The organism is Shewanella chilikensis, assembly GCF_002836945.1.
GTDB lineage: Bacteria > Pseudomonadota > Gammaproteobacteria > Enterobacterales > Shewanellaceae > Shewanella > Shewanella chilikensis.
Genome location: NZ_NIJM01000080.1, coordinates 1 through 11,872, shown reverse-complemented (window position 1 = coordinate 11,872; position 11,872 = coordinate 1). Strand labels below are relative to the sequence as shown.

Here is an 11,872-nt window from a genome sequence, read left to right as displayed (position 1 = left end):
GCGCCGATGGTAGTGTGGGGTCTCCCCATGTGAGAGTAGGTCATCGCCAGACGCCTAACAAACAAAAAAGCCCTAGCTGAATGCTAGGGCTTTTTTGTTTGTCTCGCTTCCAGCGAGCACGACTTAACATGCAGCCCAAAGCTGCTGGCGCAGTGTGTGCCCCTCAGCTCGCAGCCAAGCTGCTTCGCGCTCCAGCCATCCATCAAGCTGTGCTTGCTATTCATCCTGCTGTTACTTAACTTATATGCAGTTTTTGCCAAAGGGATCTTTGAATGAAGTTAGAGATGATTTGTACCGGAGAGGAGGTGTTGTCCGGTCAGATAGTAGATACCAATGCCGCCTGGTTTGCCAATGTGATGATGGAGCATGGAATTGAGGTGCAGCGCAGGGTTACAGTTGGGGATAGGCTCGAAGATCTGATAGCTGTGTTTCAGGAGCGTAGCCTCCATGCCGATGTCATTCTGGTTAATGGTGGTTTGGGGCCAACCAGCGACGATCTCTCGGCCGAAGCCATGGCTAAAGCCAAGGGTGAGTCTCTGGTTGAGAACGCCGAATGGCGTGCCAAGATGGAGGCCTGGTTCAGCCGTAACAACAGAGAGATGCCAGCCAGTAATCTGAAACAGGCTTTGCTGCCTGAGTCTGCCGTCATGGTCGATAATCCGGTTGGCACGGCCTGCGGCTTTAGAGTCAAACTCAATCGTGCCTGGCTCTACTTCACTCCCGGGGTACCATTTGAGCTGAAACATATGGTTAAGGAGCAGTTTCTGCCCTTTATCAAACAGGAGTTCGGCCTGGATGCAAAAGTCGCATTGAATAAGCTGTTGACCCTGGGCCATGGCGAATCGACGCTGGCCGATAAGCTGGAAGCATTGGAGTTGCCAGCAGGGATCACCATAGGTTATCGCTCCTCTATGCCACATATAGAGATCAAGTTGTTTGCCCGCGGTGATAAGGCCATTGCTCTGTTGCCCCGAGTTACCAATCATGTACGACAGGTTCTGGGTACTGCGGTCGTTGCCGAAAATCGCGCGACGCTGGCGGAAGAGATCCATCACAGGTTGTTGAACTCAGGCCTTAGTCTTAGCCTGGCCGAGTCCTGTACCGGAGGTATGTTGACCAGTCAATTGGTGGCTTTCCCTGGCAGTTCTTCCTATTTGCATCAGGGGTTGGTGACCTACAGCAATGAGAGCAAGGTGCGTATTCTTGGGGTTCAACCTTCAACTCTGGATGACCATGGCGCTGTGTCGATTGCCACCGTTGAGGAGATGGCGATGGGGGCCAGGGCGATACTGGATAGCGACTATGCTCTGGCCACCAGTGGCATTGCCGGTCCTGACGGCGGTACAGAGGAGAAGCCTGTCGGTACTGTCGCCATAGCCTTGGCGACCAAGGGAGGTTGTTACAGCCAGATGATTCAGCTGCCAAGGCGCTCTAGAGAGCTGGTTCGCAGCCTCAGTAGCGCAGTAGCCTATGACATGCTGCGCCGCGAGTTGCTGGGCGAGGCGGTTATTGTTGATTACTCCTCCATTGGTCGATTTGCCAAATAGTCAAAGGCAGTAATAGGTTAAACCAGTAATAGGTTAAATAAAAATACGCAGCCAAGGCTGCGTATTTTTGTGCTGTGAATATCGATTTATTTAAACTCCAGCACCAGCTTGCCTGGTTTAACCTGAAGGCTCTTGGTCATATCGGCCAGTCTCGCTTGGTTGCTGTCCTGGGTGTCCAGAACATAAACCGGCTGACTTTCGAGGAAGTTGCGGATAAAGCCCATCAACTGTGGGGCAATACCTTGTAAAGCCCGCTGAATATCCTTGGGATTGGACTCGACAGAGGTCAACTCCAGACCACGGAGATAGACGCCATGGGTTTGGTTGTCATACCAAGGCTTGGCCTCAAACTCTGTCGTCAGGCTGGCACGCAGGGGAAACAGCGGTGTTCTGAGTATCAGCTCCGAGGTGGCTTTCACCGCCATGGTATCCGGCTTGTGCCCCAATTTGACTGTTACCCGATTCAACTGGATCTCTGTTGCCAGTGGCCCCTGGGTGTCTTGCATATCCAGTTGCAGCTCTTTATTCAGATAGGATTCCAGCTGCCCTTCGCTGATGCTGTATTGGCTGACACAGCCGCCCAACATCAGCATCAACCACAGAGACAGCAGTAGGGGCAGCCTCATCCTGTATTCCTCATGCCCGCCGCGACACCGGCTATGGTCAGCATCAGCGCCAGTTGCAATTGTTCCGAGGTTTCCTGTTCCTTGCGACTTCGGGCCAACAGCTCGGCCTGCAGGAAGTTGAGCGGGTCGATATAGGGGTTGCGAAGCCGCACCGATTCCCTGTTCCAGGGAGTATGCGACATCAGGCTGTCAGAGCGGGTCAGTTCGAGTACCGCCTGGATCCCCTGTTGCAGCCTCTCCCTGAGAGCTTCACCCAAATGACGCAGGTCTTCAGGCACCAGGCAGGTGTCGTAATAGCGGGCGAGGTTGGGTTCTGCCTTGGCATACACCATTTCCAGCATGGAGATACGGGTGTTGAAGAAGGGCCATTGACGCTCCATCTCCTGTAGCAGAGAAAGCTCTCCTCGCTTGGCTGCGGCTTCGAGCGCCTCACCGGCACCGAGCCAGGCCGGCAGCATCAAACGGTTCTGTGACCAGGCGAATATCCAGGGAATGGCGCGCAGGCTTTCGATACCACCATCCACCCGGCGTTTGGCCGGTCGACTGCCGAGTGGCAGCTTACCCAGCTCCACTTCAGGCGTTGCGGCTCTGAAATAGGCAACAAAGTCAGCTTCTTCCCTGACTATGCTGCGGTAGGCCAGTACAGACTCATCGGCCAGTCGCTGCATGCATTGCCGCCACTCCTGTTTGGGCTCAGGAGGTGGAAGTAAAGTGGCTTCCATCACCGCCGAGGTGTAAAGCGCCAGTGACTGCACCGCCAACTTAGGGAGACCGAACTTGAAGCGGATCATCTCTCCCTGCTCTGTCACCCGGATCCGTCCGTCAACTGAGCCCGGAGGCTGTGACAGAATCGCCTGGTGAGCAGGGCCGCCGCCACGACCGATAGTACCGCCACGGCCGTGGAATAGGGTCAGTTTGACGCCAGCCTTCTTGCATACCGCAACCAGTTGTTCTTGCGCCCGGTATTGTGCCCAGGCCGCGGCCATGACTCCGGCATCCTTGGCCGAATCCGAATAGCCAATCATCACTTCCTGCATGCCTTTGGTGTAACCCAGATACCAATCGATATCGAGCAGGGCAGAGATGCAATCGGCGGCATTGTTGAGGTCATCCAGGGTCTCAAACAGCGGCACTACCCGCATGGGATAGTGACAGCCGGTTTCTTTGAGCAGCAAGAGTACCGCCAGCACGTCGGATGGTTGGCTGGCCATGGATATCACATAGGAGCCCAGCGCTTGTTGAGGCTGAGTGGCTATCAAGCGGCAGGTTGCCAGTACCTCGGCCACCTCGTCTGATGGCTGCCAGTTTACCGGGATCAAGGGTCTGCGATTGGCCAGTTCCCTGAGCAGGAAGGCCTGCTTTTCTGTCTCATCCCAATGGTTGAAGTCACCCATGCCCAGATAGCGGGTAAGCTCGGCAATGGCATTGGCGTGGCGCTCTGCATCCTGGCGGATATCCAACCTCAGCATATGAATGCCGAAGCAGGCCAAGCGGCGCAACATATCCAGCAGCAAGCCATTGGCTATCAGACTCATGCCGCAATCGCACAGGCTTTGATACAGCATCAGCAGCGGCTTTTTCAGGTCGTCCTGGTGCCAGATGATGCTATGGCTGTCGATTTCGGGCTGATGACCTTCGAGGCGGGCATTGAGATAGTCTATGGTGTTGCGCAGCTTTTGGCGCAGATCTCTAAGCACGTCACGATAAGGTTCACAGCTGCCGTTGGTATACTGGCTCAACTCCTCGTTGGCTTCTTCCATAGACAATTCGCCAACCAGAGATACGATATCTTTGAGATAGAGTCTGGCGGCGGCATGGCGGTTACGATCCAATACTTCCTGAGTGACCTTGGCGGTAACAAAGGGGTTGCCGTCACGGTCGCCACCCATCCAGCTGGAGAATCGCACTGGAGCGATATCAATCGGTAGCTGGCTGCCGGTGCGCTCTTCTACCTGGTCGTTGAGCTGGCGTAAAAAGTCGGGAATCGCCTGCCACAGTGAGGTTTCGATAGTCGCCAAACCCCAGCGGGCTTCATCTACCGGCGTCGGGCGTTCGCGGCGGATCTCATTGGTATGCCAAATCTGGGCAATTAGCTGCCGCAGTCGCAGATTGATCTGTTTAAACTCGCGCTCGCTGAGCTGATCGTTTTCCAGAGCCGTCAGACAATCGACCACAGATGAGTACTTCTGGATCAGGGTGCGGCGGGATATCTCGGTCGGGTGTGCCGTCAGTACCAGATCTATGTTCATCTCCCTCAGACAGGACAGCATCTGCTTCTGATCTATCGGGCCGTTCAGCATGCGTCCGAGCAGTTGCTCCACGGGATCCGGTACACACACCAGTTCATCACAGTTGCGGCTGATGGTATGAAACTGCTCGGCGATATTCGCCAGGTTGAGAAATTGGTTAAAGGCTTTGGTGACCGGCACCAGTTCGTCATCGGGCAAGGCCGTCAGCAGTTCCAACATCTGCTGACGGGCGCTTTCATCACCCTGACGGGAACTCTTGGCCAGTTGACGGATCTGCTCCACCTTATCGAGAAATGGCTCCCCCAGATCGGATCGCATGGTGTCGCCGAGGATCTGCCCAAGCATACTGACGTTGGATCTTAAGGATGCATACATATCTGCCATCGTGTTGATTGCTCCAAAGAATAGTGAGAAAGAGTCGTCGTTTCGGGCGGACTTGAGTAGAGCACAATAACCAGCACTGTGCCCTATGGTCAATACGCTGAGGTATTTGCCTTACGTTGTTTCCAGCAGCTGTGGGCTGGATCATTATTTTATACAGGCATGATAAATAAGCTGTTTCAGCAAATCTATTGTAGGTTTGATCTGCGCCGTATCCAAATATTCATCCGGTTGATGAGCCTGCTCTATGCTGCCGGGTCCCAATACCAGAGTGTGGCACCCCAGTTGCCGAATATAAGGCGCCTCGGTGGCATAGTTCACCACTTGAGGTGGCTGTCCCGCCAGGCTGGCGACCAGTTGGCTCCAGGGAGAGTCTCTATCATCGGCAAACGGCTCTGAGCCGGGATAGAGTTCGCTGATGGAAACTGATCCTGGGAATTGTTCGCAGACCGGCTGTAAATACTGCTGCAGCATGAGTTGCAGTTCGGTCAAAGCCAAACCGGGAAGCGGGCGAATATCCAGATGCAGATCACAGCAACCACAGATACGGTTGGCTGCATCGCCGCCGTGGACATGGCCAAAGTTCATGGTTGGGTAAGGCACACTGAAGGCATCTTCGCGATAGTGTTCGCTCAAATGCTGCTTGAGTTTAAGTAGTCGGCCTATGATCAGATGCATCACTTCTATGGCATTGAGTCCCTTGGCCGGATCTGACGAGTGGCCGCTGCGGCCCGTTACTCGAATGCCTTGAGCCATGTGCCCTTTATGCATATAAACCGGCCGTAGGCTGGTGGGTTCGCCTATGATGGCAAATTCAGGCTTGATTGCAGCGTTGGCGGCAAAGGCCTTGGCCCCATTCATTGTGGTTTCCTCATCGGCACTGGCGAGAATATAAAGAGGTCGCTTCATTTGTGTCAGCGGCAGTTGTTTCAAGGTCTCCAATATCAAGGCAAAGAAACCCTTCATGTCACAAGTTCCCAAGCCATACCAAAGGTTATCTTTTTCGGTTAGCCGAAAGGGATCATGCTGCCAACGGCCTTCATCGAACGGTACTGTGTCTGTGTGCCCGGCCAGCAGTAGGCCCCCTTGGCCAGTGCCCAGGTTGGCCAGCAGGTTATGTTTGTTGCGACTGCCGGGCACCGGCTGGCGGCGGCACTCCAACCCCAAATCGCCAAACCAGTTGGCCAGCAAGTCGATAACGGCAGCATTGGAATGATCTTGTTCGGGCTCCAGGGCACTGATGGAGGGCGAGGCGATAAGCGCACTGAAGCTTTCTGTGAGTTCCGGCAGTTTTTTCATGACTATTCCGCAAAACATTAAAAATAACTATTCATATATATTGCATAAATAAATTGCTGTGTTAGTCTAGCAAACAGCTAAAGCCAGTGTCATCTTTCATGGTGACTAAATTCAGTGAGACTAAGTATGTTGAGTTCGACCTTGAGCTTGATTCAGACCAAAAACTGCAATAACTCCCTGCGACGATAAACTTGTCATTAGGCGCTGAGCCACGGGCTTTCGTTGTGCCCTTCCTTTTTTGATTAGCTTGAAGAATTAGAAACCATGAAAAATATCGCCATCATAGGGGCCAGTGGATATACAGGTGCCCAGTTAACCGCCCTGATCCAAGCTGAGCCAGAGTTAAGCATTCAAGGCTTGTATGTCTCTGAAAATAGTCTGGATAAGGGCAAAAGCCTGGCTGAACTTTATCCTGTATATCAACATATCTCTGCAGTGTTGCAGCCGTTAACGCCAGAGGCCAAACAGCAGATAGTGGCGCAGGCCGACGCCGTGGCGCTGGCGACCGAACATTCGGTAAGCCTGGAATTGGCGGCCTGGTTTTATGCCCAGGGGCTGGCGGTATTTGATTTGAGCGGTGCTTATCGTTTCAGCGACGCGGCCAATTATCCCAAGTGGTATGGCTTTGAGCATAACCAAGCCGAAGTATTGGCACAGGCAGTTTATGGTCTGGCCGAGTGGAATGCCGAGGCGATTGCCAACAGCAAGATGATTGCGGTTCCCGGTTGTTATCCCACGGCATCCCTGTTGGCGCTTAAGCCGCTCAAGTCACTGATGACAGATGCCTTCCCCGTTATCAATGCTGTTAGCGGTGTGACCGGAGCCGGGCGCAAGGCGCAGCTGCACACCAGTTTCTGTGAAGTGAGTTTAACGCCCTACGGTGTGCTTGGTCACAGGCATCAGCCCGAAATCGCCAGCCAACTGGGGCAGGAAGTGATTTTTACTCCGCACCTTGGCAACTTCAAACGCGGCATTCTCGCCACCATTACGCTGCAGCTCAAGCCGGGTACCAAGGCAGAGGACGTTGCCGAGGCTTACAGCATCTACCATGGCTCGAGCATAGTCAGCGTAAAGCAGAACCAATTTCCCAAGGTGGATGACGTGGTACACACGGGCAATTGTCATCTGGGGTGGAAGTTTGATGAACAGAACCATTATCTGGTGGTGGCCAGTGCCATAGACAACCTGATGAAGGGCGCTGCCAGTCAGGCGCTGCAATGCATAAAGATTCACTTTAAATACTAATTATTCCCGGAACGGTTAGAGAGAGTTGTCACTATGAGCACGAAAGACAAGGTGTTGGTTCTGAAAGTTGGCGGCGCACTGATGCAGTGTGAGATGGGAATGGCCAGGCTGATGGATACGGCGGCGAAAATGCTGGCCCAGGGACAGAAAGTGGTTCTGGTTCATGGTGGCGGTTATCTGGTGGATGAACAGCTCAAGGCTAATGGCATGGATACGGTGAAGCTCGATGGCTTGCGGGTCACGCCGCCGGAGCAGATGCCGATCATTGCCGGAGCCCTGGCCGGTATGTCCAACAAGATACTGCAGGCTGCGGCCATCAAGGCCGGTGTCGCCAGTGTTGGCATGAGTCTGGCGGATGCCAACTTGGTCGATGCGGTAATTAAAGATGAACGTTTGGGGCTGGTGGGTGACGTTTCCCCCAAAGACGGCAGCTATATCAATTTCGTCTTGTCTCAAGGGTGGATGCCTATTGTCAGCTCCATTGCGGTATCCAGCGAAGGGCAACTGCTTAACGTCAATGCCGATCAGGCTGCCACAGTGCTGGCCAAGCTGGTGCGGGGCAAGCTGGTACTGCTCTCCGATGTTTCCGGAGTATTGGACGGTAAGGGGCAGTTGATCGCCAGCCTTAATCGCAGCGAAATCGACGACCTGGTGAAACTGGGCGTGATAGAGAAAGGCATGAAAGTCAAAGTAGAGGCGGCGTTGGAAGTCGCAGAACTCATGGGGCAGCCGGTACAGGTTGCTTCCTGGAGAGATGCGGCGCAACTGGCTGCATTGGCTCAGGGCGAAGCCGTGGGTACGCAAATAAAACCATAGGAGAAGGCAGTATGAAGCACCTGTTGACCATTAAAGAACTCACCCAATCCCAGTTGCTGGCGTTGTTGGACCTGGCCAAGAAGATCAAGTCCAGCCCGGCAGACTACCGACACGCGCTTGCGGGCAAGAGCGTAGTGATGCTGTTTGAAAAACCTTCCCTGCGCACCAGGGTCAGTTTCGATATCGGTATCCATAAGCTGGGTGGCCACTGTCTTTATCTGGATCAACAAAATGGTGCTTTGGGCAAGCGTGAATCTGTTGCCGATTTCGCCGGTAACCTTTCCTGCTGGGCCGACGCCATAGTGGCACGGACTTTCAGCCACAAGACCATAGAAGGCCTGGCCGAGTTCGGCACTGTGCCTGTGATCAATGCGCTGTCGGACTTATACCACCCTTGTCAGGCACTGGCGGATTTTCTGACCCTGTCAGAACAGCTCGGTGACTTGAGCAAGGTGAAATTGGCCTATGTGGGCGATGGCAACAACGTGACCCATTCACTGATGATAGGTGCTGCCATTTTGGGTGCCAGCATGACGGTTATCTGCCCCGAAGGGCATTTCCCTGATGGTCTGATTGTCAACGAAGTACAGCAACTGGCGGCAGAGAATGGAGGCAGCCTGGTATTGACTTCGGACATCGCCGCCCTGGAAGGTCAGGATGCCGTCTACACTGATACTTGGATTTCCATGGGCGACCAAACAGAACTTTCTGATATTGAAACAAAATTTAATCCTTATCAGATCAATCAGCCGCTGATGGATCAGTATAAGGTGAAGTATTTTATGCATTGTTTACCCGCTCACAGAGGGGTAGAAGTGACAGATGAGGTGATGGATGGCAAAGGTTCTCTGATCCTGCAACAGGCAGAAAACCGCATGCACGCGCAGAATGCCGTTCTGGTAACACTTTTGAGCTGATGGCCAAGGGCCAGTTGAATCTAGGAAAATTAAGATGTCTATTGCACAGAAAAACACAGATGTAAAAAAAGTTGTCCTGGCCTACTCCGGCGGCCTGGATACCTCGGCCATTATTCCCTGGCTGAAAGAGAACTATAACAACTGTGAGATCGTCGCCTTTTGTGCCGATGTTGGACAAGGGGAAGCCGAACTCGAAGGTTTGACAGAAAAGGCGTTGGCCTCCGGCGCCAGTGAGTGTCATATTGTTGATTTGAAAGAAGAGTTTGTTAAAGACTACATCTATCCCACCATAGCGACCGGTGCCATCTACGAGGGAACCTATCTGCTGGGAACCTCCATGGCCAGACCCATCATCGCCAAGGCTCAGGTGGAAGTGGCCCGTAAGGTCGGCGCTGACGCCCTGTGTCACGGATGTACCGGCAAGGGTAACGATCAGGTGCGTTTCGAAGGCTGTTTTGCCGCACTGGCGCCGGATCTGAAAGTGATTGCCCCTTGGCGTGAGTGGACCATGGAGAGCCGTGAAGATCTGCTGGCTTACCTGGCCGAGCGCAACATCAAGACCTCGGCTTCGGCCACCAAGATCTATAGCCGCGACGCCAACGCCTGGCATATCTCCCACGAAGGTGGGGAACTGGAAGATCCCTGGAATGAGCCCAGTAAAGAGGTCTGGACCATGACAGTCGATCCGCTGGATGCGCCAGATGAGCCTGAGTATGTCAGCCTGAAAGTGGAAAACTGCCGGGTGACTGAAGTCAACGGTGAAGCCCTGAGCCCCTATGCGGCGCTGATGAAGCTGAACCAGATTGCTGCCGCTCACGGTGTTGGCCGTATCGATATCACTGAAAACCGGCTGGTGGGGATGAAGTCCCGTGGCTGTTATGAAACACCGGGCGGCACTGTCATGTTTGCTGCTCTGAGAGCGGTAGAGGAGTTGGTGCTCGACAAGACCAGCCGTAACTGGCGTGAACAGGTGGCCGCTCAGATGGCACATCTGGTCTATGATGGCCGTTGGTTTACGCCTCTGTGCAACTCGCTGTTAGCGGCATCCGAGGCACTGGCCCAGGACATCAACGGCGAAGTGGTGATCAAGCTCTTCAAGGGCCAGGCGGTTGCCGTGAAGAAACGTTCTCCCAATAGCCTGTATTCCGAGGCGTTTGCCACCTTCGGTGAAGACACGGTTTACGATCAGAAACACGCCGAAGGCTTTATCCGCCTCTACTCATTGGCGAGCCGTATTCGCGCGCTCAACAGCAAGTAAGCGTCAATATATCAGGGGCGCATCGGCGCCCCTTAGTTTTTATGCCCGAGAAAGAGGACCTTATCATGGCTTTATGGGGTGGCAGATTCAGCGGTCAAAGCAGCGAACTTTTCAAACTCTTCAACGATTCCCTGCCGGTGGATTTCCGTTTACTGGAGCAGGATATCCAGGGCTCAGTCGCCTGGGCCGAGGCGATAACCCAGGCCGGCGTGTTAACCCAGGAGGAATGCCAGGCCCTGACTCAGGCGCTGGCTGAGTTGCTCGCAGAAGTTAAAGATACGCCGGAGCAGATCATCGCTTCCGGCGCCGAAGATATTCACAGTTTTGTGGAATCACAGCTGATCGCCAAGGTGGGTGACTTGGGTAAGAAGCTGCACACCGGCCGTTCGCGCAATGATCAGGTGGCGACCGATCTCAAGCTGTGGTGCAAACAGGAAGGCGCACACCTGCTGAGTCTGTTGATCGAAGTCAAACAGGGGCTGCTGGCTTTGGCCGAGCGTGAGTTGGATGCCGTGATGCCGGGATATACCCATCTGCAGCGGGCACAACCCGTGACCTTTGGCCACTGGGCTTTGGCTTATGTGGAAATGTTTGAGCGGGATATCAGCCGCTTGGAGGATGCACTGAATCGCCTCAACACCTGCCCTCTGGGTTGTGGCGCCTTGGCGGGTACAGCTTATGCCATCGACCGTCAGGCGCTGGCGGCCAGCCTGGGCTTTGCCTCTGCTACCCTCAACAGCCTGGACAGCGTGTCTGATCGTGACCATGTGATCGAGCTCTGCAGCGATGCCTCTATCAGCATGATGCACTTAAGTCGTATGGCCGAAGATATGATCTTCTTCAATTCCGGCGAAGCCAATTTTATCGAGCTGGCCGACAATGTCACCTCAGGTTCTTCCTTGATGCCGCAGAAAAAGAACCCCGATGCGCTTGAGCTTATCCGCGGTAAAGCGGGCAGGGTATACGGCAGCTTGATGGGGATCCTCACCACCATGAAGGCGCTGCCACTCGCCTACAACAAGGATATGCAGGAAGACAAGGAAGGCTTGTTCGATGTGATGGACAGCTGGAGCCTGTGTTTGAAAATGGCGGCTCTGGTGCTCGAAGGTGTCAAGGTTAACCGTGACAATGCGCTGGCCGCAGCTCAACAGGGATACGCCAATGCCACTGAGCTGGCGGACTATCTGGTGGGTAAAGGCATGCCATTCAGACAGGCACACCACGTTGTAGGTGAAGTGGTGTTGCATGCCATTGCCGAGGGTAAGCCGCTGGAAGCCTTGCCACTAGAAGTCTTGCAAGGCTATGCCGACATCATAGCGGAGGATGTTTATCCGCATCTGAGTATCGATTCCTGCCTGGCGAAGCGCAATATTCTCGGCGGTACCGCGGTAGAGCAGGTCAAGGCCGCACTGACAGCCAAGCAGGCCAAATAGAAGCTATCCCTCGGATTCGAGCCAAACAAAAACGCGCCAATCGGCGTAATGCCGATCAGTTAAGACAGATCGCTTGACGATCTCACTGAAAGGATCAAAAT

9 protein-coding genes are annotated in these 11,872 nt (G+C 54.0%); 6 read left to right on the top strand and 3 right to left on the bottom strand.

The features are described from left to right. Positions 1-272: 272 nt before the first annotated feature. A complete protein-coding gene (locus CX651_RS19080; RefSeq protein ID WP_101057636.1) occupies positions 273-1,547 on the top strand; it encodes a CinA family nicotinamide mononucleotide deamidase-related protein in 1,275 nt (424 codons plus the stop codon). 86 nt (positions 1,548-1,633) lie between these two features. On the opposite strand, the gene CX651_RS19075 is transcribed toward CX651_RS19080, so the two are convergent. From CX651_RS19075 to argE, 3 genes are all read right to left on the bottom strand, one after another. Beyond that, positions 1,634-2,173: a DUF1439 domain-containing protein gene (locus CX651_RS19075; RefSeq protein ID WP_101057634.1), complete on the bottom strand. Its 540-nt coding sequence runs from the start codon at positions 2,171-2,173 to the stop codon at positions 1,634-1,636. Beyond that, positions 2,170-4,806 (bottom strand): phosphoenolpyruvate carboxylase, encoded by a 2,637-nt coding sequence (gene ppc, locus CX651_RS19070; protein WP_071237672.1) that lies wholly within the window; start codon positions 4,804-4,806, stop codon positions 2,170-2,172. The genes CX651_RS19075 and ppc overlap by 4 nt, the downstream gene beginning before the upstream one ends. 144 nt (positions 4,807-4,950) lie before the next feature. After that, a complete protein-coding gene (gene argE, locus CX651_RS19065; RefSeq protein ID WP_101057633.1) occupies positions 4,951-6,102 on the bottom strand; it encodes an acetylornithine deacetylase in 1,152 nt (383 codons plus the stop codon). Positions 6,103-6,366: 264 nt separating this feature from the next. On the opposite strand from argE, the gene argC reads away from it, so the two are divergent. The 5 genes from argC to argH all read left to right on the top strand — a co-directional run bounded on the left by argC (position 6,367) and on the right by argH (position 11,771). Next, positions 6,367-7,347 (top strand): N-acetyl-gamma-glutamyl-phosphate reductase, encoded by a 981-nt coding sequence (gene argC, locus CX651_RS19060; protein WP_071237674.1) that lies wholly within the window; start codon positions 6,367-6,369, stop codon positions 7,345-7,347. A 33-nt stretch (positions 7,348-7,380) separates the two neighbouring features. Further along, positions 7,381-8,163: an acetylglutamate kinase gene (argB, locus tag CX651_RS19055; protein ID WP_071237675.1), complete on the top strand. Its 783-nt coding sequence runs from the start codon at positions 7,381-7,383 to the stop codon at positions 8,161-8,163. Between the two features lie 11 nt (positions 8,164-8,174). Then, positions 8,175-9,080, top strand: coding sequence for an ornithine carbamoyltransferase (locus CX651_RS19050; protein ID WP_101057631.1), 906 nt, complete (start codon positions 8,175-8,177; stop codon positions 9,078-9,080). A gap of 34 nt (positions 9,081-9,114) precedes the next feature. Continuing rightward, positions 9,115-10,338: an argininosuccinate synthase gene (locus CX651_RS19045; protein ID WP_025889296.1), complete on the top strand. Its 1,224-nt coding sequence runs from the start codon at positions 9,115-9,117 to the stop codon at positions 10,336-10,338. Positions 10,339-10,403: 65 nt separating this feature from the next. Beyond that, positions 10,404-11,771: an argininosuccinate lyase gene (argH, locus tag CX651_RS19040; RefSeq protein WP_101057629.1), complete on the top strand. Its 1,368-nt coding sequence runs from the start codon at positions 10,404-10,406 to the stop codon at positions 11,769-11,771. Positions 11,772-11,872 lie beyond the last annotated feature (101 nt).

What these genes read in the sequence shown, in the direction of transcription:
- argC (WP_071237674.1), top strand. Translation starts at nt 6,367, where the DNA reads ATGAAAAATATCGCCATCATAGGGGCCAGTGGATATACAGGTGCCCAG.
- argB (WP_071237675.1), top strand. Translation starts at nt 7,381, where the DNA reads ATGAGCACGAAAGACAAGGTGTTGGTTCTGAAAGTTGGCGGCGCACTG.
- CX651_RS19050 (WP_101057631.1), top strand. Translation starts at nt 8,175, where the DNA reads ATGAAGCACCTGTTGACCATTAAAGAACTCACCCAATCCCAGTTGCTG.
- CX651_RS19075 (WP_101057634.1), bottom strand. Translation starts at nt 2,173, where the DNA reads ATGAGGCTGCCCCTACTGCTGTCTCTGTGGTTGATGCTGATGTTGGGC.
- argE (WP_101057633.1), bottom strand. Translation starts at nt 6,102, where the DNA reads ATGAAAAAACTGCCGGAACTCACAGAAAGCTTCAGTGCGCTTATCGCC.
- ppc (WP_071237672.1), bottom strand. Translation starts at nt 4,806, where the DNA reads ATGGCAGATATGTATGCATCCTTAAGATCCAACGTCAGTATGCTTGGG.
- CX651_RS19045 (WP_025889296.1), top strand. Translation starts at nt 9,115, where the DNA reads ATGTCTATTGCACAGAAAAACACAGATGTAAAAAAAGTTGTCCTGGCC.
- argH (WP_101057629.1), top strand. Translation starts at nt 10,404, where the DNA reads ATGGCTTTATGGGGTGGCAGATTCAGCGGTCAAAGCAGCGAACTTTTC.
- CX651_RS19080 (WP_101057636.1), top strand. Translation starts at nt 273, where the DNA reads ATGAAGTTAGAGATGATTTGTACCGGAGAGGAGGTGTTGTCCGGTCAG.